Here is a 23,560-nt window from a genome sequence, read left to right on the forward strand (position 1 = left end):
GCGACCCTTTAGGCCTTCTCAATCACCGCAGCCAGGCCCTGGCCACCGCCGATGCACATGGTCACCAGGGCACGCTTGGCGTCGGTGCGCTGCATCTCGTGGGAGGCGGTCACCAACATGCGGGCGCCGGTGGCGCCCACGGGGTGGCCGAGCGAGATGCCGGAGCCGACCGGGTTGACGCGCGGGTCGTCCTCGGAGATGCCCCAGGCGTCCAGCACTGCCAGGGCCTGGGCGGCGAAGGCCTCGTTGAGCTCGATCAGGTCGATGTCGTCGAAGGAGATGCCGAGGCGGGCAAAGAGCTTCTCGGTCGCGGCGACCGGGCCAATGCCCATCGTCTCCGGGGCTACGCCGGCCACGGCCCAGCCGCGCAGGACGGCAGACGGAGTCAGGCCCAGCTCCTCGGCCTTCTCGCGGGTGGTCACGATCATGGCGGCGGCACCGTCGTTCTGGCCGGAGGCATTACCTGCGGTCACGGTGGCGTTTTCAAGCTTCTTGCCCATCACGGGGCGCAGCTTGGCCAGGGACTCGGTGGAGGTGTTCGGGCGGATGTGCTCGTCCTTGTCCACCACGATCGGGTCGCCCTTGCGCTGCGGGACGGACACAGGCACGATCTCGCCGTCGAACTTGCCTGACTCCTGGGCCGCGGCGGCGCGCTTGTGGGAGTTGACGGCGAGTGTGTCCTGGCGGTCGCGGGCGATGGAGTACTCCTCGCGCAGGTTCTCGGCGGTCTCGATCATGCCGCCCGGGATCGGGTGGTGCTTGCCGCCGGCCTGCTCGCGGCCCTCCTGCAGGCGGTCCTTGAACTCCAGGTTGCCACCCTTGGCACCCCAACGGATCTTGCCGTCCACCGTGTACTCGGTATTGGACATGGACTCGGCACCGCCGGCGATGATCAGGTCGGCCGCGCCGGAGGCGATGTGGGCGGCGGCGGTGGCCACTGCCTGCAGGCCGGAGCCGCAGCGGCGGTCGAGCTGCATGCCGGGCACGTCAACGCCCAGCTCCGCGTCGAGGGCGACCACGCGCCCCAGGGCTGGCGCGGCACCGTTGGGGGAGGCCTGGCCGAGGATGATGTCGTCGATAAGCGAGCCTTCGATGCCTGCCTCCTTGATCACCTCGGTGACCACAGTTGCGGCGAGTTCCTGGACAGGGACGCCGACGAAGGCGCCGCCGTAGCGGCCGACGGCGGTGCGCTTCGGGTTGCAGATGACGATTTCTGGCTGGTTCATTGGGATTCCTTCCGTTTTGGGGGCTAGATGTGGGTATGGGTGGCCACGAGATCGCGGGTGATTGCCTCGGCGGTGCTGAGTAGCTGCGGCAAGAGCTCGTCCACGAGCTCCTCGTAGGGGTGCGCCGCTACGTGGGTGGAGACGTTGACCGCGGCGACCGTACTGCCCGTTGCGTCGCGCACGGGTGCGGCGATCGAGCGAAGTCCCACCTCGAGCTCCTGATCCACCACACACCAGCCGGCGTCTCGGATGTTGCGCAGTGCGCTCCGCAACGTTTCCGGGTCGGTGATGGTTGACGGCGTGATCGGGTCGATGGGGTCGGCGAGGAGCTCGTCTAGCTGTGCGTCGTCAAGCCCGGCGAGCAGTACGCGGCCCATGGAGGTGGCGTGCGCCGGGAAGCGGGTGCCGATGGTGATGTTCACGCTCATGATGCGGCTGGCCGCTGAGCGCGCGACGTAGACCACGTCGGTGCCGTCGAGCACGGACAAGGAGCAAGACTCGTTGAGCGTGCGCGAGAGCGCCTCCAGGTGCGGCTGCGCGATGGCTGGCAAGCCCAGGCTGGAGAGGTAGGCGTAGCCCAGCTCCAGCATTTTCGGGGTGAGCCAGAACTCGGTGCCGTCGGTCGCGGCGTAGCCCTCGGCGATGAGCGTGTGCAAGAAGCGGCGCGTGGTGGCGCGCGCGAGCCCGGTTGCGTCGGCAACCTGGGCGAGGGTGCGACGGGGGTGCTCGGCGTCGAAGGCGCGGATCACCGCAAGGCCACGGACCAACGACTGCACGGTTTGTACTTGCAACGAGTCTCCTTTTCGCAGTTCAGAGGCGGTTTTTTATGCCATGTTGTGGAGCACATTGGGGCTGTGATGTGCGCCGTGTCCCACTGTACTCCAAAAATGTTCGCTTTGAGAACCCTTGTGCAGTCATCGAACGCTCGCTAGGGTGGAGTCATGCTGAACAAAGTTGTGACATCCATCGACGAGGCGGTAGCCGACATCGGTGACGGCGCCTCAATCGCCGTCGGCGGCTTCGGTCTCGTCGGCATCCCTGCCCGTCTCATCGACGCGCTGCGCAAGCAGGGCGCAGGTGAGTTGACCATCATCTCCAACAACCTCGGGACCGACGGTTTCGGCCTTGGTCTGCTGCTTCAAGATGGCAAGATCGCCCGCTCGATCGGCTCCTACCTGGGGACGAATAAGGAGTACGCGCGCCAGTACCTCGAGGGCGAGCTCACTGTCGAGTTCACCCCGCAGGGCACTCTCGCCGAGCGTATGCGCGCCGGCGGCGCTGGCGTTCCGGCCTTCTACACCAAGGCCGGCGTGGGTACCCCGCTGGCCAGCGGCGAGATTCCGGTGCGCTACAACCCGGACGGCACGATCGCTGAATACTCCAAGCCGAAAGAAATTCGCGAGTTTAACGGCGAGCAGTACGTGCTGGAAGAGGCGTTGACCCCGGACTTTGCCTTCGTGCACGCGCACAAGGCGGACCGTTACGGCAACCTCGTCTTTAACAAGACAGCGCGCAACTTCAACCCCGACGTCGCCGCCTGCGGCAAGACCACCATCGTGCAGGCAGAAGAAGTTGTGGACACTATTGACCCGGCAGAGGTGGACCTGCCCGGCATCTATGTTGACCGCGTTGTGGAGGTCGGCCCGCAAGAAACAGGCATTGAGTTTAGGACGGTGAGCAAGTAAATGAGCTGGAACCGCGAAGAAATGGCGGCTCGCGCAGCGAAGGAACTGCGCGATGGTCAGTACGTCAACCTGGGTATCGGCATGCCCACCCTTATCCCGGGATTTCTGCCCGAGGGGATCGAAGTTGTCCTGCACTCCGAAAATGGCATTCTCGGCGTCGGTGCCTACCCGCACGAGGACGAGGTGGACCCAGAGCTGATTAACGCCGGCAAGGAGACCATTACGGTGGCTAACGGTGGCTCCTTCTTCTCATCTTCCGATTCTTTCGGCATGATACGTTCCCGCGCGATCGACGTTGCAGTCCTCGGCGCGATGGAGGTCTCCCAGCACGGTGACCTGGCGAACTGGATGATCCCGGGCAAGATGGTCAAGGGCATGGGCGGCGCGATGGACTTGGTCCACGGTGCCAAGGAAATCATCCTGCTCATGGAGCACACCACCAAAAAGGGCGCATCCAAGGTGCTCGAAGAGTGCCGCCTGCCGCTGACCGGTGCGAAGTGCGTCGACCTGATCATTACCAACCTTGCGGTATTCAAGGTTGATCCGATGCAGGGGCTCACCCTGATCGAGGTCGCGCCGGGCGAGACCGTCGAGTCGGTCCGTGAGGTGACTGAGGCTCCTTTCGAAGTTGCCGTGTAACTACGACCTTAAGGGCCCGCAATTTTCGACGCCCCGCCAACCGCGTTTCTCGTGGTCGGCGGGGCGTTCTGTTGTTTTCTCCGATAGTAGGCTTGGCACAATGCTTGACAATGACCAACTAATTCCCTATGGTTAACACAAAGTTAACAACAGGCGAATTGAAAGGAGAAGTGCAATGAAGTTCTGGAAGATCTTCCTGACCCACGAGACCAACACTGTTCTCCGTGCGATCGCAGCGGCCAGCCGTAGCGCCCACTAGCGCCAGCTAGTACGCCACGGCGTCCGTCACGTTCGGGTGGTCGGCCAGGGGGGTGACCTTAATCTTCATGTAGGGGTACATGGGGAACCCGGAGAGCACGGCGTGCAACTCATCGTTGTCGCGGACGTCGTAAATGGAGTAATTGGAGTACTCGCCAACTACCCGCCAGATACCTTTCATGGTGCCCTGGCGCTGGAGGTTGCCCGAGTACTCCTTTTCTTGTGCCTGGAAGCCGGCGACCCGCTCCCCGGCCGACGGCGTAGTGCGCGTACCCGAGGGCCCGGGGCTCGGCCTCGAGCCGGACTGGGACAAGGTCGAGCACTTCACACGCCAGTAGCTAGGCAGAGAGGAAGGTGCGCAGCGCGCGGGTGACCTCTTCGGGCACCTCCACGGTGGGCACGTGGCCGCCGGAGCTGAGCGTGATGGACTCCGCCTCGCCGCCAACCTGCTCCGCAATGGCGTGCACGACCTCGGGTGGTGTGGAGGGGTCCACCGCGCCGGAAATGGTGAGCACCGGCACGGTGATGTTGCGCAGCTCATCGGTGTAGTCCCACTTGCCCAGCGCGTCGGCACCGGCGGCGTAACCTTCGCCGCGGGTGGACAGGATCATCCTGGTCAGCGCGTCGGTAAGCGCGGGGTGCGTGGCGCGATACTCGGGGGTGAGCCACAGCTCGATTGCGCTGCGCGCGCGGGTTTTCATGCCTTCGGCGCGCGTCTCCTCCGCGCGCGGTGCCCACTTATCCGGACCGCCGAAGTAGGAGGCGGTGCACATGAATACAGCCTTGGTCACGCGCCCGCTGGTGGCCGTGAGGTATTGCGCGATCGCTCCGCCGAGGGAAAGCCCGACGATGTCGAACTCATCGACCCCGAGCGCGTCGAGGGTGTCGAGCACGTTGTTGGCCAGGTCGTTGATCGTGGTCTCGCCCGGCAGCGCTTGCGGGTCGGGGGACTGGCCGTGGCCGGGGTGGTCGATGGCGATGACGCGGAAGTCCTTGGAGAGCGAATCCAGCTGTGGCAGCCACATATCGGTGGTCGAGGCAATCGAGCCGAGGAACACCACGGGCTGGGCGTCGCGGGGGCCAAAGTCTACGGAGTGCAAAATCGTCATGCGGACAGTCTAGTGGCCTGCGCTACGCCTTGGGTTTTTCCGGAGGGAAGGACAGCTGCTCACCCGCGGCAGCTGTGGCATGAGGCACCTCGTTTTTACTCGTTACTATTCTTACTACTGTTACTATTCCGGCGCTGCGCAACCGGTCCTGCATCCCCACCCGAAATCCCCGCCGCCGCGCGAGCCGCACGAGGCAATTGGGCCTCAAGCCATTACGCTGGGGTGGAACTGTCTGAACAATGCATCCAGTACACCGACATTGGAAGTGAGACCTCTTGGATACGCAGATTGCCGTGGAGACACTGGCGCGCGTGCTCATGCCGCGCAAGGGGGAGCCGCACGACGTGCGCTCGCTCTACCTGATCGAAGCGGAGCAGAATAAGCAGCGCCTGCGGTGGGCTGACCGGACGAGCCTGACGGTGCCGGAGGGCCAGGAGGTCAGCTTCGAGACGTACTTCAACGCTTTCCCGGCCTCCTATTGGCGCCGCTGGTCCCAGCTGGACCGCGTGGTGCTCGCCATGGATGTCCAGGGTGCGGCCACCATCTCGCTGTATCGCTCCAAGCACGACGGTGTGCGCATCAGCGTAAAGAACGTCGAGGTCGCCGACGAGCACGTCGAGATCCCGCTGGAGTTGAAGAACTTCGAGGACGGCGGCTGGCTCTGGTTCGACGTGACCGCGGAGACCGAGACCACCATCACGAACGCAGCGTGGTGCGCCGATCGCGCGCCGGAGGCACAAAAGCTTCACGACGGCACGTCGCTGCCACCCCAGCCCAAGCAGGTCGCCGTGGGCATCCCCACCTTCAACCGCCCGCGCGATGCCGTCAACGCCCTGCATGCGCTGGCCGAGGACCCGGAGGTCGAGGCGCACATCAGCCACGTGCTCATGCCGGACCAGGGCAACCAGCACCCGGCCGACGAGCCGGACTTTGCCGAGGCGAAGGCGGCGCTGGGCGAGAAGCTGCGCATCTTCTCCCAGGGCAACCTGGGTGGCTCGGGTGGCTACAGCCGCATCATGTACGAGGGGCTGAATAATACGGACGCCCCGTACATCCTCTACATGGACGACGACATCGCGATCGAGCCGGATTCCATCCTGCGCGCGGTGCAGGCGGCCCGTTTCGCGCGTACCCCGATCCTGGTCGGCGGCCAGATGCTCAACCTGCAGGACCGGGCGCAGCTGCGCACCACGGGTGAGGCCGTGGACCGCGCCACCTTCATGTGGGGCGCGGCCGAGCACGCGGTCTACGATCACGACTTTTCCAAGTACCCGCTCGGCTACGTCGGCACCGAGCAGGAGGAACTCGACCCGAAGCAGACCACCTCGCGCGCGCTGCACCGCCGCGTGGATGTGGACTACAACGGCTGGTGGATGAACCTCTTCCCCCGCGCCGTGGCCGAGCAGCTCGGCCTGCCGCTGCCCCTGTTTATCAAGTGGGACGACACCGAGTACGCGCTGCGCGCCAAGGAGGCCGGCTACCCCACGGTCACGTGGCCGGGCGTGGCGATCTGGCACATGGCCTGGGCGGATAAGGACGACGCGATTGACTGGCAGGCGTACTTCCACCTGCGCAACCGCCTCATCGTCGCCGCGATGTACGGACCGGACGCCGCTGACGGCATTTTGCGCAACATGCTGAAGTCCACCTACAAGCACATCATGTGCATGGAGTACTCCACCATGGCCATCCAGGTCGAGGCGATGAAAGACTTCCTGCAAGGCCCGGACCAGCTCTTCGATGTCTTGGAGTCCTCCCTGCCGCGCATCCAGAAGATTCGCCAACAGTACCCGGACGCCAAGGTCGTCGCCTCCGCCTCCGAGCTGCCCGCGCCCACCGGCGCGCCGGGCGTGCCGACCAAGAACATCGGCGGCCGCCTGGCCAAGGTGAAGAAGCTGCCGTGGGCGTTCAAGGCGCTGCGCCACCAGCTGCGCGCCGAGGACCGCGCGCACTGGGACGCCCCGCAGCTCAACCTCACCGCCGAGGAGGCCCGCTGGTACACGCTGGCGCGCGTCGATTCGGCCACCGTCTCTACCGCTGGTGGGACCGGTGTGGCCTTCCGCAAGCGCGACAAGGCCGTAAGCGACGCTCTGCTCAAGGAGACCAAGGAGCTGCAGGCGAAGATTAAGCAGCGTTGGCCTGAGCTGCAGAAGGAGTACCGCGCGGCGCTACCGCGGCTGACCAGCCACGAGGAGTGGGGGAAGATCTTCGATGCCCAATAGTCCTTTTCCAGCACTCGATACCCGCGAGGCAAACGCGCTTATCGCCCTGCAGGATCGCGCCTTTTCCCCGGCCACCGTCACCGCGGCCCGCACGCTGAGCTACTTCGGCGAGCACGACTTGGGCTGGTGCGGTGTGGCTGCGGTGGGCGCGGCGTCGACAAGCAAGAATCGGCGCAAGTGGCTGGCGCTTGGCGTTGGCACGTTCTGTGCGCACGCGGCGAGCGTGGTGCTCAAGCGCATTGTGCGCCGGCCGCGCCCGCACGACGCGCGGGTCAAGATCGGGGTGAGAACGCCCTCGCAGCTGTCCTTTCCTTCTTCGCACGCCACCAACACGGCAGCGGCGGCGGTGCACCTGGCGGATATTACGGGGAAGAAGTGGCCGTGGTTGCTCGTGCCGGTGATGATGTGTTCGCGTAACGTGCTCGGGGTGCATTACCCTACGGACACGCTGGCGGGTGCCGCGCTTGGTGCGGCTGTGGCCAGGGTGGTAGTTGAGGCGGAAAGGAAGACTCGATGAGCGAGAGCCAACAGGGCACAAACGGTACAGAGAAGGTGTACGACGAGCCGCTGTTTAAGCCGGAGCCGCACACCTCCGGGGTGGACATCAGCACGAAGCGTCAGCCCCCGAAGAACCTGCCGGATGCGATGATCAAGGGCTTGCGCCCGAAGCAGTGGGTCAAGAATGTGCTGGTGCTCGCCGCGCCGCTCGCCGCCGGCACCTTTACGGGCCGCACGCTTATCGACGTCGCGCTCGCCTTCATCGTCTTCTGCCTCGGCGCGTCTTCCATCTACCTGGTCAACGACGCGCTGGATGTGGAATCGGACCGGGAGCACCCCACGAAGCGCTTCCGCCCGATCGCCTCGGGCATGCTGCCGATCAAGCTGGCCTTCGGCATGGCGGCCGCGTTGATCGCGCTTGCCATCGGGCTGTCGTTCTTGGCCACTGACGGCCCGGCGCTCGCTTTGGTCATCGGCATCTACATTGCCTTGCAGCTGGGCTACTGCTTCGGCTGGAAGCACATCCCGGTGATTGATATTGCGCTGGTGTCCTCTGGCTTCATGCTGCGGACCATGGCCGGCGGTGTGGCCGCCAATATTGAGTTGTCGCAGTGGTTCCTGCTGGTCGCCGCCTTCGGTTCGCTGTTTATGGCCTCGGGCAAGCGCTACGCCGAGATGCTGCTGGCGAAGGAAACGGGCGCGAAGATCCGCAAGGCCCTGGAGGGGTACACTGCGACCTACCTGCGGTTCGTGTGGACGCTGTCGGCCACGGCCGTGGTGATGAGCTACGCGCTGTGGGGCTTCCAGCTGTCGAACGCCACCGAGGGGCCGGCGGCCATCTGGTACCAGATCTCCATGGTCCCCTTCGTCATCGCCATCCTGCGCTACGCCGCAGAGGTCGACGGCGGTCATGGCGGGGCTCCGGACGAGATTGCACTGGAGGACCGGGTGCTGCAGCTGCTCGCGCTCGCCTGGATCCTGTGCATCGTCATGGCTGTTTACATCATTCCGGCACTGGCTTAGTAGTATCTCTGGAATGAACAAACAGGCCCGCCTTTCCCTGCTCGTCGCAGCGGCAATCGCGGGCATCTTTGCGTTCTGGGGCGGATTCACCCGGCGCTGGATGTCCGACGACGGGCTCATCGTGCTGCGTACGGTGCGAAACATCTTGGCCGGCAACGGCCCGGTCTTTAACGTCGGTGAGCGCGTCGAGGCCAATACCTCGACCCTGTGGCAGTACCTCATCACCGCCTTCGGCTGGCTCACTGGGGCGCGGCTGGAAGACGTTGCGATGTGGCTGGCGCTCGCCTGCACCGTGCTCGCCGCGGCTGCCGCGACCTACGGGTCAGGCAAGTTCTGGCAGGTGGCGCGCGCTGTGCCCGTCGTGCCCTTCGGCATCATCGTCTACTTCGCGCTCCCGCCGGCGCGTGACTTTGCCACCTCCGGCTTGGAGTGGGGCTTAAGCCTGAGCTGGATCGCGGTGTGGTGGGTGCTGCTGGTGCACTGGGCGACGCCGGGAAGCAAGCGGGCCAAGCCGGTCGTTGGGTACTGGCTCGCTTTCTGGTGCGGCCTGTCCTGGCTCGTGCGCCCCGAGCTGGCGCTCTACGGCGGGGTCACCGGTATCTTCCTTTTGGCGTACAGCCCGAAGAAGGTCGGCGGGATTCTCGCGGCGGCGCTGCCCGTGCCCGCCGCCTACCAGCTCTTCCGTATGGGCTACTACGGGCTGCTCACCCCGCACACGGCGGTGGCCAAGTCGGCCTCGGACTCGGAGTGGGGCCGCGGGTGGAACTACTTCGTGGATTTTGTCGGCTACTACTGGCTGTGGCTGCCGGTGCTCGCCGTGGCTGCGGTGGCTGCCTGGCTGCTGCGCGAGACGCGGGGGCGCAGGCTCGCGATCGTCCTGTTGACCACGGGCTGCGCGCTCGCCCACATCCTGTACGTGCTGCGCGTGGGCGGAGACTTCATGCACGGCCGGATGTGGCTGATGCCGCTGTTCGCACTCTTGCTGCCGGCGATGGCGATCCCGTTTACGCGCGTGACCGCCGCAGTGGCGACTGCGATCGTGGTGTGGGCGACGGTGACCGTCGTGCGCGCGCACCCCATTGACTGGTGGGCCTACGACCGCGGCGAAAAGGAGCTCAACATTGTCGACGAGCGCGAGTTCTGGTCCTACGCCACCGGCAACAGCCCGGCCGACCCGCCGCTGTATGCCACGGATTTCCTCGGGTCGAAGCTGATGCAGAACTGGCCGGAGGCCGTCGAATCGGGCGCGGAGCACAACGCGGGCCAGCTCAACATCGCCTTGGTAGACAAGGACCCGGAGCGCTTTAACTGGTATTGGCGCCCGCGGATGGATGCGGACGAGCTCGCGGGCAGCGATCTTGCTGACCTGCCGATGACCGCGTACCTGACCAACCTCGGGATGACCAGTATGAACGCGCCGCTTGACATGCGCGTGCTGGATACCGTCGGCTTGGCCACCCCGCTGGCGGGGCGCATGCCGCGGGACCCGGAGGGCCGCATCGGGCACGATAAGTACCTCCACCTGGAGTGGCAGGTGGCGGATTCGGCCACCCAGATCGACTCGATGCCCAAGGGTGTGGACCGTGAGGAGGCGCGGCAGGCGCGCGCCGCGCTGCGGTCTGAGGAAATCTCGGCGCTTCTGGCCAGCTCGCGCGAACCGATGAGCCGCCAGCGTTTCTGGGAGAATGTGAAATATTCGCTGGGAGACGGGCGGACGCTGGAACTGGATGCTGATCCATCGGTCTACCTTGCTGACGACACGCTGGAAGCAATTGAAAAGGGTGAGGACCCAGGGCTTTCAGGTGTGCAGATCGCCTGGCCCCGTAATTAAATGGCCCTTCCTTTCCTCGCTTGGTAACGTTGCTGTAACCAAAAGCTGAGAATCAACATCGACGTTGGGAGAGTCATGTCCGCATCCAAAACGAAGCGGAGCCTGCTTGCGCTGCTCATGGCGCTGCTCACGGCGATCACTACGGTGGTCGCGGCACCGCAGGCGCAGGCCGGAAACCGTGACTGGTTGCGCCCGGATTCCACCGGCCACTGCGAGTGGGACCGTGTGAAGTACTGGGTGCAGCGTTGCACCGTCTGGTCGCCCGCAATGGGCCGCCACATTACCGTGCAGATCCAGCCCGCCCAGCGCGGCGGCAACGCGGGCCTGTACCTGCTTGACGGTCTGCGTGCCACTGAGCGCACGAACGCGTGGGTCAACGACGTGAACGCGGCCCGCCTGTTCAAGGACAACAACATCACGCTCGTCATGCCGGTGGGCGGCCAGTCCTCCTTCTACACGGACTGGAATGCGCCGGCGACCTACGACTTCAACCACCCGGTGACCTACAAGTGGGACACATTCCTGTCGAAGGAACTGCCGGGCTACCTGCAGCGCCACTTCGGGGTTTCGCCCACGAATAACTCCATCGTCGGGCTTTCCATGGGCGGCACCGCCGCGATCAACCTGGCCGCGCTGCACCCGAAGCAGTTCCGTCAGACCCTGTCGTTCTCCGGCTACCTCACCACCACGATCCCGGGTGGTCAGACGGCACTGCGCATCGCGCTTCTCGACGGCGGGCTGTACAACCTCAACGCAATGTGGGGCTCCGTCTTTAATCCGCGCCGTTATGAGAACGACCCCTTCCTGAACATGGGCAACCTGCGCGGGCGCGACGTCTACGTCTCCGCCGGCAGTGGTACGCCTGGCCCTGCGGATGCGAAGTACAAACCGGAGCACCGCGCGTCGGGTATCGCGCTCGAGCAGGTGGCCGGCTTCACTACTCGTCTGTGGAGCGCGAAGGCGAATGCGACCGGTGTCAGGCACACCGCCGTATTCACGCCGACCGGCCTGCACAACTGGGATCAGTTCGGCTCCCAGCTGGTGGCGACCAAGCCGCGCATCCTGAACGTGATGAACGCCTGGTAGCTAGAGGCGCGTGAATTTCGGCCCCGTTCCCGCAACCTTGCGGGGGTGGGGCCTTTGCGTTGCAGCAGTGAAAACAATTGTCGTGGAAGTTCCCGGCGTGTCACCGTGTAAAGTCTCAAGTGAAACTTAACCTTTGGGTTACTACAGCGTCACACGCTGGCTTATGCCGGGGGAGGGGAACCCCCGGACTGGCCGATGATGTGGCGCAACGCCCCCGTGACCGATTTTTAAGATGAGGCAGGACACCTTCATGCGCGAACACCGTTCCCCCAAGATGTGGCAGCGTGCCGCCCGCGTGGCCGCAGTGCCAACCGCGATGCTCATGGTCGCATCGGCGCTCCCCGCCGTCGCACCGCAGGCCCAAGCACAGCTGAGCAGCAGTAGCAGCGGCAGCAGCACGTTCGGCGATTCCCGCGGCCTGTCGGATGCAATCCGCCCGAAGGATCCGCCGAAGCGGACCCCGATCGAGGTCGATGAGCATCCCGATATCCCGGGCCTGCCAGAGGGTGTGAGCGTGGACCGCATTGAGTGGCTGACCAGCCGCCGCGTTGCCGTCTTTATCAAGTCTGCCGCCATGCCCGACGAGCTGGTGCAGGTGCAGATCCTCCTGGCCCGGGACTGGCACCAGAACCCGGACGCGAAGTTCCCGGAGGTGTGGGCGCTCGACGGCCTGCGTGCCCGCGACGACGAGAACGGCTGGACCATTGAGACCAACATTGAGCAGTTCTACGCAGACAAGAATGTCAACGTCATCCTGCCTGTGGGCGGCGAGTCCTCCTTCTACTCCGACTGGCAGCGCCCGAATAACGGCAAGCACTACATGTGGGAGTCGTTCCTGACCAAGGAGCTTGTGCCGATTCTGCACAACCGCTTCCGTTCCAACGGCAAGCGCGCGCTGACCGGTATCTCCATGGGCGGTACCGCCGCGGTGAACCTGGCGGAGCGCAACCCGCACCTGTTCAACTTCGTCGGCTCGTTCTCCGGCTACCTGGATACCACCACGACTGGCATGCCGACCGCGATTAAGGCGGCGCAGCTGGACGCGGGCGGCTACGACGCTGAGGCGATGTGGGGCCCGCTGGGCTCGCAGGACTGGATTGACCACGACCCGAAGCTGGGCATCGAGAATCTGGAGGGCATGGCGGTGTACGTGTCCTCCGGCTCGGGCCGTGACGACTTTGGCCAGCCGGAGTCGGTGGCCAAGGGGGCGGCGAACCCGGCCGGTGTGGGCTTGGAGGTGCTGTCGCGACTGTCCACCCAGACGTTTGTGGACTACGCCAGCCGCACCAACGTCAAGCCGATTGTGAAGTTCCGTCCCTCGGGCGTGCACTCCTGGGAGTACTGGCAGTTTGAGATGACGCAGGCGTGGCCGTACATCGCCAACTCGCTCAAGGTGGCCGAAGCCGATCGCGGCGCGGATTGCACCCCGGTTGGCGCGATCGCGGAAGCTACCAAGTCTGGCATCATCGGCAGCTGCGTGAACAATGAGTACGACACGGGCAAGAATACTAAGGGCAAGGCCCAGGACTTCCGCGGCGGCACCGCGTTCTGGTCGCCGGAGACCGGTGCGCACGCGCTCTTCGGCGCGATCCTGGCCAAGTACTCCGGCCTGGGCGGTGCGCAGGGCTGGCTCGGCTTCCCCACCACCGGCGAGATCAAGACACCGGATGGCAAGGGGCGCTTCGTGCACTTCGAGCACGGCTCCATCTACTGGACCGCCCAGACGGGCGCCTACGCCATCCCGGGCGACATGTTTAAGGCCTGGGGCGAAAACGGCTACGAGACCGGTGACCTGAAGTACCCGGTCGCGGAGGCCACCAAGGTAGGCAAGGGCTACGTCCAGCAGTTCCAGGGCGGCTACCTCACCCGCAACCCGGACGGCTCGCACCACATCGTGCACGGGGAGATCGGCAAGAAGTATGGGGAGCTGGGCACCGCCACCTCGGCGCTGGGCTACCCGACCGGCGGCGAGGTCGCCATCAAGGGCGGTGCCTTCCAGCCGTTCGAGAAGGGCAACATCTACTGGTCGCCCGCTACCGGCGCGCACGTGATCTACTACGGCGATATCTTCGACGAGTGGGGTAAGCGCGGCTACGAGCAGGGCGAGCTGGGCTGGCCGGTCAGTGATATGAAGGACATCCGCGCGGGCGGTCTCACCATTGACTTCCAGCACGGCACGCTGGAGCAGGTCAATGGCGTGGTGGTGAAGCGATGAGGCGCCTTACAGGGCTCATCTGCTTGACGACGCTCGCGTGCACGCTCACCGCCTGCTCCGGCTCCACCACCGTCGAGGGCGAGGACGTCACGCCGGTAGAGTCGACGACCTCGGCAGCTTCGGCTGCGGGGTCGGAGGCGGCCACGGAGTCGTCGGCAAGCGAAAGCACGCGCAGCTCCTCGGCACCGGCGAATGAGGGGCCGCGCGACCAACCGGCCCAGGAGGTCACGGCCGCGCCCGAGCAGTCTTCCGGCTTTAGCCCGGAGGAGGAAGCGTACTTGCAGCAGCTCAGCGAGAACGGGCTGAACATTGAGGGTGTTGAGGATCAACTCACAGCGACGGGGCGTACCGTGTGCTCGGACGATACTGTCACGCGCGACGCGGTTGCCGGGCAGCTCGTGGAGCAGCGGCGTACCGATATGGACCCCGCCGCCCTGGGCACGCTGATTGCGGATACCGCGCGCGCGAACCTCTGTTAAGAAAGGGTTTCCATGCGCAAAGGGCGCAACGCGTTTATTGTTGCTGCCGTGCTCGTCGTCCTCGCGGTGATCGGGCTGGGCATCTACCAGTGGCAGACTGCTGATGATACTGATTCCTCGCTCTCCCCGGTCCCGGGCCAGAGCGAGGGGGCAGAGACGAGCGCGCAGGCACCGGAGGAACCGGACTGGTGCCCGGCCGTGGAGTTCGTCTCGGTACCGGGGACGTGGGAGTCCTCCGCGGATGATGATCCGTTCAACCCGCAGGCCAACCCGAAGAGCTTCATGCTCTCGATCACGCAGCCGCTGCAGCAGGCCTACGACATCAACCACGTGCGCGTCTTTACCGTGCCGTACACCGCCCAGTTTAGGAATATCCAGACCGAGCGCGGGCGCCGCGAGATGACCTACGATGCTTCGCGCGCCGAGGGGACGGCCAAGCTCAACGGGGAGCTCGCGCACGTGGCAAAGACGTGCCCGAGCACGAAGTTCATCATCGCCGGCTTTAGCCAGGGGGCGGTGATCGTAGGCGATGTGGCTAACGAGATCGGTACCGGCGTGAATGCCGTGCCGCCGGAACGTCTGCTGGGCGCGGTGATGATCGCGGACGGACGCCGCGAAAACGGTGTGGGCGTGAACCCGGGTGCCCCGGTCCAGGGTGTGGGCGCCGAAATTGCCCTGCAGCCTTTGCAATTTGTGGTGGACGGGGCGACCCCGGGTGCGACGATGACGGGAGCTCGCCCGGGCGGTTTCGGTGAGGTGGCGGACCGCGCCTTTGAGATTTGCGCACCTGCCGACGCGGTGTGCGACGCGCCTTCGCGCGTGGGTAACGCCTTGGAGCGGGCGCAGGAACTCGTAATGGCGAACGGGAACCATGCGATGTATGCGACAAATCCGGATGTGATTCCGGGGACGACCACGCCACAGTGGACGCTGGAGTGGGCGCGCACTACTATAGATTCTTTGTAGGAACTAACTAGTTTAGAAGGAACCGACATATGGACCTCCAAGCACTCATCGCACGCTTCCTTGACCAGGACGGAAACATCGCCTTACCGCCCAACTTCACCATCCCCGCCATGACGGAGATGCTGTACGGTGCCGCCCTCCAAGCGGGCCAGGCGGACAGTGTCAATATCCGTTTCTGGGATTACTCCGAGTCGGCTGAGGGCGAGACGGTGGAGTACACCCGCCGCGAGGTCAACACCCGGATTAAGGCGATCGCGGCCCGGCTGATGCAAGTGGGCAAACCCGGTGATCGCGTGGCCATCCTCGCCGGTAACTCGCCGGAGTACATCCTGGGATTCATGGCCGGCATGTACGCGGGCCAGGTACCCATCCCGCTGTATGACCCGAACGAACCTGGCCACGAGGACCACCTGCGCGCCGTGCTCTACGACTCGGGCGCGACGACGGTGCTGACCAACAAGAAGGGCGCGCCCGCCGTGCGCGCTTACTTCGCCGACGTGCCGTCGGCGGAGCGCCCCCGCGTCATCGCGGTGGACGCGCTGCCAGACACACTCGCCGAAAGCTGGGCGCCGATCGAGGCGGACCCCGGCACCGATACCTCGAAGAACACAGCGTTTTTGCAGTACACCTCCGGCTCCACCCGCACGCCGGCGGGCGTGGAGCTGACCAACGAGTCCATCGTGTCCAACGTCATCCAGATCTACGCTGGCGTGGGCGTGCACCAGCCGATGCGTCTGGTGTCCTGGCTGCCGCTGCACCACGACATGGGCATCGTGGTGACCACGCTGTTGATCATCCTGGGCAACGAAATGGAGATCTTCACCCCGCAAGCCTTCGTGCAGCAGCCGAAGCGCTGGGTTGAGCGCCTGTCGCGCCGCGAGGGCGACCCGGAGGATATGCACGTCTACACCGTGGTCCCCAATTTCGCGCTCGACATGGCCGCGCGCTACGCCGCGCCGGGCCCGGACATGCCGGACTATGATTTCTCCCAGCTCGAGTGCATTATTATCGGCTCCGAGCCGGTGACCAAGCCGGGCGTGGACGCCTTCTTTGACGCCTTCGGCGACCGCGGCCTGCGTCGCGAGGTGCTGCGCCCCTCCTACGGCCTGGCCGAGGCCACCCTGATTGTCACGACACCGCAGGCCGGCAAGAGCGCCGAAATTCCGCGCTTTGCCACCTTCGACCGCGATGCGCTCGCCGCGGGCACGGCAACCAAGGTGGCAGACGGCGAGGGCGTGCAGTTCGCGGCCAACGGACAGCCGGTCAACTGGATGCACTTCGCCATCGTCGACCCGGAGACCAAGGACGAAGTGGCTGAGAATACCGTCGGCGAGATCTGGGTCCACGGCCCGAACGTGGCGGGCGGCTACCTCGAGCGCAAGGAGGAAACCGCCGACACCTTTGCCAACACCATCGGCACCACGCTGCAGGAGGGGCTGCCGGAGGAGGGCTGGCTCAACACCGGCGACCTGGGCGTGCTTGTCGACGGCGAGCTGTTCATCACCGGTCGCGTCAAAGATCTCGTGGTCATCGCCGGGCGTAACCACTACCCGCAGGACATCGAGGCCACCGTCATGGAGGCCTCCGAGCAGGTGCGCAAGGATTCCGTCGCCGCCTTCTCCGTTCCGGGCGAGGACGTGGAGCGCCTCGTCATCCTGGTCGAGCGCGGGGACACCGCGGACGAGGCCGACGATGCCGCTGCGGTGGACGCGATCCGCGCCGCCGTCTCCAGCCACCACGGCATTTCCCCGGATGTGGTGGAGTTCTACGCGCCGAACGAGATCGCCCGTTCGTCCTCCGGCAAAATCGCCCGCCGCGTAAACGCGAAACGCTACCAGGAGCGTGCTAACGAAAGCGCGCAATAGGGCGATAGTCTTGGATGTTATGAAGATGTCTGAGACTGAATTGATCCGCTGGCTCAGCCAGTGGGTGGCCGAGACCACCGACGCTGCCAGCGCCGAGGAAGTCGATCCGACCCGGTCGCTGGAGTCCTACGGGTTGTCGTCTCGAGACGCCGTGGTGCTCTCCGGCGAGCTCGAGCGCACGCTCGGCCGCCGCGTCGATCCCACGATCGCCTACCAGCATCCGACGATCCAGGCGCTGGCCAAGGCGCTCACGCAGGCCCCGGTTTCCGGGGGCGCAAAGGTGGGGTCGACGGGGCGTCGAGAAGCATTGGCCCCGGCCGAGCGCGACATCGCGATCGTGGGCTCGGCTGGCCGCTTCCCGGGCGCAAAGGATCAGGCGGCATTCTGGCAACTGCTTCTCGACGGGCACGTGGCCACCGGGCCCCTGCCCGAGGGCAGGTGGAGTGAGTACTCCGGCGACCCCTACCTGCGCACAAAGATGGCGGAGGAAGCGACCGACGGCGGCTACCTCGATGACATTGCCTCCTTCGATAACGAGTTCTTTGGGCTCTCCCCGCTTGAGGCCACCAACATGGATCCGCAGCAGCGCATCATGCTCGAGGTGGCGTGGGAGGCGCTGGAGGACGCGCACATCCCGGCGGACTCCCTGCGCGGCACGCCCGTCGGTGTGTTCGTGGGATCCTCGGCCAACGACTACGGCATGCTCATGGGCGCGGACCCGGCGCAGGCACACCCGTACGCGCTGACGGGCTCAGCGAGCTCGATTATCCCGAACCGCATTTCTTATGCCTTTGACTTCCGCGGGCCTTCGATGAACGTGGATACCGCCTGCTCGTCTTCGCTGGTGTCGGTGCACCACGCGGTGCGCGCGCTGCGCGACGGGGAGGCGGACCTGGCCCTGGCCGGCGGCGTGAACATCCTGGCCAACCCCTTTGCTTCGCTGATGTTCTCCGAGTTGGGCGTGATTAGCCCGACCGGCCGCATCCACGCGTTCTCGGATGATGCGGACGGCATCGTCCGTTCCGAGGCCGCAGGCTTCGTCGTGCTCAAGCGCGTCGCCGACGCGATGGCTGATGGTGACGAGATCCTGGCCGTGATCAAGGGCTCGGCGACGAACTCCGACGGGCACTCCAACGGCCTGACCGCCCCGAACCCGGAAGCGCAGGTGGACGTACTGCGCCGCGCGTACGCGGATGCCGGCATCGACCCGCAGGACGTGGACCTGGTGGAGGCGCACGGCACCGGCACCATCCTGGGCGACCCGATCGAGGCGACCGCGCTCGGCGAGGTGCTCGGCCGCGGCCGCGACGCCTCCGCGCCGCTGCTGCTGGGGTCGGCGAAGTCCAGCATCGGCCACTCCGAATCCGCCGCCGGCGTGGTGGCGATGATCAAGGTGCTCGAGGCACTCAAGCACGACGTCATCCCCGCGAGCGCGAACTTCACGTCGCCCAACCACTTCGTGGACTTCGACGCGGAGCGCCTCGAGGTCGTCGCTGACCCGCGCGAATGGCCGCGCTACTCGGGCCGCCGCATCGCCGGGCTGTCCGGCTTCGGTTTCGGCGGCACGAACGCGCACGTGGTCGTGACCGATTTTGACGCGGCTGACTATGAAGAGGCAACGCCCGCGGAGGACGCGTTTATCGCCGGCGCGGCCGAGCAGGTTGCCCTGCCGGTCTCCGGACTTTTGCCCTCGCGCCGCAAGGAAGCGGCAGCGCAGCTCGCCGAGTACCTGGAGGCAAACCCAGGTAAGGAGCTCGCGCCGATTGCGCGCTCGCTGGCCAAGCGCAACCACGGTCGCTCCGCCGCAGTCGTGCAGGCCACGACCAACGAGGAGGCGATCAAGCGCCTGCGCCTGGTTGCCGACGGCAAGGTCGGCCCGGGGGTGGCCGTGGCGGACGCACCCGCCGCGACCGGCCCGGTGTTTGTGTACTCCGGTTTCGGTTCGCAGCACCGCAAGATGGCCAAGCGCCTGCTGGATGTTTCCCCGCTGTTCGCCGCCCGGATGCGCGAGCTGGACGAGTACGTCCGCTACGAGGCCGGCTGGTCCATGCTGGACATCATCACCGACGACGGCGAGACCTACGACACCGAGACCGGCCAGGTCACCATCACCGCGATCCAGATCGCGCAGACGGACCTGCTCGCTTCTGTGGGAATCACCCCGGCGGCGACGATGGGCATGTCCATGGGCGAGATCGCCGCGGGCTACGCAGCCGGCGGTTTGTCTGCCAAGGACGCCATGCTGATCGCCTGCCAACGCGCCCGCCTGATGGGCGAGGGCGAGGCCATGATCGCCGGTACCGACGAGGAGGGCGCGATGGCGGTCGTCGAGCTCTCGCGCGAGCAGCTCGCCGAGTTCATCGAGGCGCACGCGGAGGCAGCGGGCGTGGAGCCCGCCGTCTACGCAGGCCCCGGCATGACCACCGTCGGTGGCCCGGGCAAGGCGGTCGACTATATCGTCGAGGCCTTGACCGCGGAGGAGAAGTTCGCCCGCAAGCTCAACGTGCGCGGCGCGGGCCACACCTCTGCGCTGGACCCGATCCTGGGCGATCTGGCCGCCAGCATCGCGGGTATCGAGGCTCACCCGCTGCGTGTGCCGCTGTTTAGCTCTGTGGATCGCGGCGAGGTCTACCCGGCCGGTGCGGTCGTGCACGATGAGGAGTACTTCCTGCGCATGACCCGCCAGCCGGTCTACTTCCAGGACGCCACCGAAGAAGCGTTTGCGGCCGGCCACACCACGCTGGTGGAGGTCGCCCCGAACCCGGTTGCGGTGATGGGCATGATGAACACCGCCTTCTCCGTGGGCAAACCGGACGCGCAGCTGCTCTTTACCGCGAAGCGCAAGGTGGACGAGGTCGACTCGCTCATCGACCTGGCCGCCAAGCTCTACGTCGGCGGCATGTCGGTCGACTTCGCCCCCTTCTACGGGCCGGGCCCGCGTATCGACGCCCCGCGCACCGTCTTCCACGCCAACTCCTACTGGACCGCGGCGCGGCCTTCGTCTGCGACGACCTCGCTGCTCGGCTCGCGCGTGAACCTGCCGGGCGGGCAGGTGGCGTTTGCCACCCAGGCCGACCAGGTCTTTAGCCCCTACCAGCTCATCGAGGCCGCAGCCGCGGAAGTGCTGCCGAACTCGCGAGTTGTGGCCAGCGAGGAGCACGGCTACCTGCCTGCCGACGGCGAGGTGACCACCGTGGTCAAGCGCAGCCTCGGCGGTGCCAGCGTCGAGGTCTTTGATGCGGACACCCTGCTCGCCGAGGGCTTCGTCACTACGCTCGACCTGGGCGGGGACGGGCACCTCGCCGGCGTGGCCGCGCCTGAGCCCGCACCGGAAGCGCCGGTGCCCGCGGAGACCAGCACCGATGAGGTAGACGCTGTGCGCTGGGACCCGGCCTCCGGCGAGACGGTCGCGCAGCGCCTGCGCGGCATCGTCTCCGAGTCCATGGGCTACGACCCGGACGACCTGCCCGACGAGCTGCCCCTGATCGACCTGGGGCTGGATTCGCTGATGGGCATGCGCATTAAGAACCGGGTGGAAAACGACTTCCAGATCCCGCCGCTGCAGGTGCAGACGCTTCGCGACGCCTCCGTCGCCGACGTCATTCGCATCGTCGAAGACGCCGTCGCGGGCCGCGAAAGTGCTGCACCTGAGGCTGCGGAACCGGCAGCCGCTGAGCCCGCCGAATCGCAGGGCGTCGGCGTTGCCCCGCGCGACGCCTCCGAGCGCCTCGTGTTCGGTACGTGGGCGAAGTACGCGGGGAAGGCCGCGGCTGGTGTGACATCGCCGTTGGCGTCGATAAGCGAGGCCCAGGCGGAAAAGATTGCGGCGCACCTTTCCGAGCGCTCCGGCATCGAGGTCACAGCTGCGCAGGTGCGTGATGCGGAGACGCTCGAGCCGCTGGCGAACCTCGTGCGCGAGGGGCTCGAGACCGAGGTAGAGGGCAATATCCGTGTCTTCCGAGACGGTTCGGACGACGTGAACCCGGTCTTCGTGTTCCACCCGGCGGGCGGGTCCTCAAGCGTGTACGCGCCGCTGGCCCGCCGCCTGAAGGAGAACGTGCCGGTGTACGGCGTGGAGCGTCGCGAAGGCTCGCTCAAGGAGCGCGCCGCGGCGTACGTGGAGGACATCGAGCAGTTGGCGAAGGGCCGCAAGGTCGTGCTCGCTGGCTGGTCCTTCGGGGGCGCGCTGGCCTACGAGGTGGCGCACCAGCTGGGCAACGACAAGATCGACTTCATCGCGCTGCTGGATACGACGCAGCCGAGCGAGCCGATCCCAGACACACCGGAGGAGACGAAGGCCCGCTGGGGCCGCTACGCCGCCTTTGCCAAGGAGACCTACGGTCTCGACTTCGAGGTGCCCTACGAGCTGCTCGACACCGCCGGTGAGGAAGCGCTGCTGGAGATGCTCACGCAGTTCCTCGCCACTACCGACGCCTCCGAGCACGGCCTGGCCGCCGGTGTGCTTGAGCACCAGCGTGCCTCCTTTGTGGACAACCAGATCCTCAACCACCTTGACTTTGGCCAGTGGGCCGAGGTCAATGTGCCGGTGCTGCTGTTCCGCGCGGAGCGGATGCACGACGGTGCAATCGCGCTCGAGCCGAACTACGCGCACATTGACGAGGACGGTGGCTGGGGCGCTATCGTGAAGGATCTGACGATCGTGCACTTGCCCGGCGACCACCTGGCCGTAGTGGACGAGCCCGCGGTGGGGATCGTGGGCAAGCACATGAATGATTGGATTGAGGATGACAACCGCCGATAAGCTTGCAGATCTGCGCGCCCGGCTGGAAAAGGCCCAGGACCCCGGCTCGGAGCGCTCGCGCAAACGCCGCGACGATGCAGGACGCACGACGCCGCGCGAGCGCATCAATGCGCTACTCGACGAGGGCTCCTTCGTCGAGATCGGCGCGCTCGCGCGTACGCCGGGTGATGACAAGGCCGTCTACTCCGACGGCGTGGTCACGGGCTACGGGCGCATCGACGACCGCCCGGTGGCCATCTACGCGCACGACAAGACCGTCTACGGCGGCTCCGTCGGCGTAACCTTCGGCCGCAAGGTGGTCGAGGTGATGGAGTTTGCCATCAAGATCGGCTGCCCCGTCATCGGAATCCAGGACTCGGGCGGCGCCCGCATCCAGGACGCGGTGACTTCGCTGGCGATGTACTCGGAGATTGCGAAGCGCCAGCTGCCGCTGTCGGGCCGCAGCCCGCAGATCTCGATCATGCTGGGTAAATCCGCCGGCGGTGCGGTCTACGCCCCGGTGACGACCGACTTCGTGGTCGCTGTCGACGGCGAGTCCGAGATGTATGTGACCGGCCCGAACGTGATCCGTGAGGTCACCGGCGAGGACATCACCTCTGCCGAGCTGGGTGGCGCTCGCGTGCAGGAGCAGTCGGGCAACATCCAGGCCGTGGTGGCGTCCGAGGAGGAGGCCTTCGACTACGTCCGCGACCTGCTCTCGCACCTGCCGACCTCAGCCTTCGACCCGGCCCCGCTCGTCGAGGCACCGGAGGACGAGGAGCTCGACGACAGCGAACTGGATACCTTCATGCCGGACGACACGAACGCCGGCTACGACATGATGGACCTACTGGTCCAGCTTGGCGACGACGAAGACCTCGTCGAAATCCAGGCGAACTACGCCGAGAACCTCATCTGTGCCTTCGGGCGCATCGACGGCCGCGCCGTCGGGTTCGTGGCCAACAACCCCATGTACCAGGCCGGCTGCATCGACGCCGATGCTGCCGACAAGGGCGCGCGCTTCATCCGTACCTGCGATGCCTACAACATCCCCATCGTCTACGTGGTGGACACGCCCGGCTACCTGCCCGGCGTGGCGCAGGAGCGCGAGGGCCTGATCCACCGCGGCGCGAAGTTCGCTTTCGCGGGCGTGGAGGCGACCGTGCCGAAGGTTGCGCTGATCGTGCGCAAGGCCTACGGCGGCGCGTACGCGGTGATGGGTTCGAAGAACCTGTGCGGCGACATCAACCTGGCTTGGCCCACTGCCCAGATCGCCGTGATGGGTTCCTCGGCTGCCGTGGTGATGATTCAGGGCAAGCAGCTCGCGGCGATCGAGGATCCCGCGCAGCGCGAGGCGATGAAGAAGATGTTCATGGACTTTTACGACGAGAACATGACCTCGCCGTATGTCGCCGCGGAGCGCGGTTACATTGACCAGATGATCGAGCCGAACGAGACGCGCCTCGCACTGCGTCGCGCCCTGCGCCAGCTTGCCACCAAGCAGGAGCAGGACCTGCCGAAGAAGCACACGATCAGCCCGCTGTAACACTTTTGTTACGTAGCCGATAGGCTATGCGTACGTTGATCACGCAAGAAAGGTAGCGCGAATAATGTTGTCTTCCACCCTCGATATCGTCGGTGACCTGATGAGCATGCTGGTCTGGTTTGTCAACGGAATACAGACCGGCGACCCGCTGTATAACTTCGGTATCCGCTT

17 protein-coding genes and 1 pseudogene are annotated in these 23,560 nt (G+C 65.8%); 14 read left to right on the forward strand and 4 right to left on the reverse strand.

Going from position 1 to position 23,560, the window contains the following annotated elements:
- Window positions 1-8: 8 nt before the first annotated feature.
- Both M3G14_RS09475 and M3G14_RS09480 read right to left on the reverse strand, forming a co-directional pair.
- Complete coding sequence (locus M3G14_RS09475; protein ID WP_259926288.1) at window positions 9-1,226, reverse strand: acetyl-CoA C-acetyltransferase; 1,218 nt, start codon at window positions 1,224-1,226, stop codon at window positions 9-11.
- Window positions 1,227-1,249: 23 nt separating this feature from the next.
- Entirely contained in the window at window positions 1,250-2,017 is a 768-nt protein-coding gene (locus tag M3G14_RS09480; protein ID WP_259926289.1) for an IclR family transcriptional regulator C-terminal domain-containing protein, read from the reverse strand.
- A 150-nt stretch (window positions 2,018-2,167) separates the two neighbouring features.
- Here M3G14_RS09480 and M3G14_RS09485 point away from each other — a divergent pair, with 150 nt between their 5' ends.
- Window positions 2,168-2,911, forward strand: a complete 744-nt coding sequence (locus M3G14_RS09485) for a CoA transferase subunit A (protein WP_259926290.1) — start codon at window positions 2,168-2,170, stop codon at window positions 2,909-2,911.
- Complete coding sequence (locus tag M3G14_RS09490) at window positions 2,912-3,550, forward strand: 3-oxoacid CoA-transferase subunit B (RefSeq protein ID WP_259926291.1); 639 nt, start codon at window positions 2,912-2,914, stop codon at window positions 3,548-3,550.
- 265 nt (window positions 3,551-3,815) lie between these two features.
- On the opposite strand, the pseudogene M3G14_RS09495 reads toward M3G14_RS09490, so the two are convergent.
- Window positions 3,816-4,049: pseudogene (locus M3G14_RS09495) on the reverse strand (muconolactone Delta-isomerase family protein); the annotation flags it as partial.
- On the opposite strand from M3G14_RS09495, the gene M3G14_RS09500 reads away from it, so the two are divergent.
- A complete protein-coding gene (locus M3G14_RS09500) occupies window positions 3,988-4,146 on the forward strand; it encodes a hypothetical protein (RefSeq protein WP_259926333.1) in 159 nt (52 codons plus the stop codon). The pseudogene M3G14_RS09495 and the gene M3G14_RS09500 overlap by 62 nt on opposite strands.
- On the opposite strand, the gene M3G14_RS09505 is transcribed toward M3G14_RS09500, so the two are convergent.
- Entirely contained in the window at window positions 4,147-4,917 is a 771-nt protein-coding gene (locus M3G14_RS09505) for an alpha/beta fold hydrolase (RefSeq protein ID WP_259926292.1), read from the reverse strand.
- 275 nt (window positions 4,918-5,192) lie between these two features.
- Between M3G14_RS09505 and M3G14_RS09510 the strand changes: the two genes are divergently transcribed.
- From M3G14_RS09510 to M3G14_RS09560, 11 genes are all read left to right on the forward strand, one after another.
- Entirely contained in the window at window positions 5,193-7,139 is a 1,947-nt protein-coding gene (locus M3G14_RS09510; protein ID WP_259926293.1) for a glycosyltransferase, read from the forward strand.
- Entirely contained in the window at window positions 7,129-7,656 is a 528-nt protein-coding gene (locus M3G14_RS09515) for a phosphatase PAP2 family protein (RefSeq protein ID WP_259926295.1), read from the forward strand. Before M3G14_RS09510 ends, M3G14_RS09515 begins: the two co-directional genes overlap by 11 nt.
- Window positions 7,653-8,660, forward strand: a complete 1,008-nt coding sequence (locus tag M3G14_RS09520; RefSeq protein WP_259926296.1) for a decaprenyl-phosphate phosphoribosyltransferase — start codon at window positions 7,653-7,655, stop codon at window positions 8,658-8,660. Before M3G14_RS09515 ends, M3G14_RS09520 begins: the two co-directional genes overlap by 4 nt.
- A gap of 13 nt (window positions 8,661-8,673) precedes the next feature.
- On the forward strand, window positions 8,674-10,491 hold the full coding sequence (locus M3G14_RS09525; protein ID WP_259926297.1) for a hypothetical protein: 1,818 nt from the start codon (window positions 8,674-8,676) through the stop codon (window positions 10,489-10,491).
- Window positions 10,492-10,566: 75 nt separating this feature from the next.
- The gene (locus M3G14_RS09530; RefSeq protein ID WP_259926298.1) at window positions 10,567-11,577 is read left to right on the forward strand and encodes an alpha/beta hydrolase family protein; all 1,011 of its coding nucleotides are present in this window, start codon (window positions 10,567-10,569) and stop codon (window positions 11,575-11,577) included.
- Window positions 11,578-11,827: 250 nt separating this feature from the next.
- A complete protein-coding gene (locus M3G14_RS09535) occupies window positions 11,828-13,792 on the forward strand; it encodes an alpha/beta hydrolase-fold protein (RefSeq protein WP_259926299.1) in 1,965 nt (654 codons plus the stop codon).
- Complete coding sequence (locus M3G14_RS09540; RefSeq protein WP_259926300.1) at window positions 13,789-14,271, forward strand: DUF732 domain-containing protein; 483 nt, start codon at window positions 13,789-13,791, stop codon at window positions 14,269-14,271. The genes M3G14_RS09535 and M3G14_RS09540 overlap by 4 nt, the downstream gene beginning before the upstream one ends.
- A gap of 12 nt (window positions 14,272-14,283) precedes the next feature.
- The gene (locus M3G14_RS09545) at window positions 14,284-15,237 is read left to right on the forward strand and encodes a PE-PPE domain-containing protein (protein ID WP_259926301.1); all 954 of its coding nucleotides are present in this window, start codon (window positions 14,284-14,286) and stop codon (window positions 15,235-15,237) included.
- 29 nt (window positions 15,238-15,266) lie between these two features.
- Window positions 15,267-17,102 (forward strand): FadD32-like long-chain-fatty-acid--AMP ligase, encoded by a 1,836-nt coding sequence (locus M3G14_RS09550; protein WP_259926302.1) that lies wholly within the window; start codon window positions 15,267-15,269, stop codon window positions 17,100-17,102.
- A 25-nt stretch (window positions 17,103-17,127) separates the two neighbouring features.
- Window positions 17,128-21,864 carry a polyketide synthase Pks13 gene (gene pks13, locus M3G14_RS09555; protein ID WP_259926303.1) on the forward strand — a complete coding sequence of 1,579 codons (4,737 nt, stop codon included), beginning with the start codon at window positions 17,128-17,130 and terminating at the stop codon, window positions 21,862-21,864.
- Entirely contained in the window at window positions 21,848-23,389 is a 1,542-nt protein-coding gene (locus M3G14_RS09560; RefSeq protein ID WP_259926305.1) for an acyl-CoA carboxylase subunit beta, read from the forward strand. Before pks13 ends, M3G14_RS09560 begins: the two co-directional genes overlap by 17 nt.
- Window positions 23,390-23,560 lie beyond the last annotated feature (171 nt).

This window comes from Corynebacterium sp. p3-SID1056 (assembly GCF_025152525.1).
In the GTDB taxonomy this organism is placed as follows: Bacteria; Actinomycetota; Actinomycetes; order Mycobacteriales; family Mycobacteriaceae; genus Corynebacterium.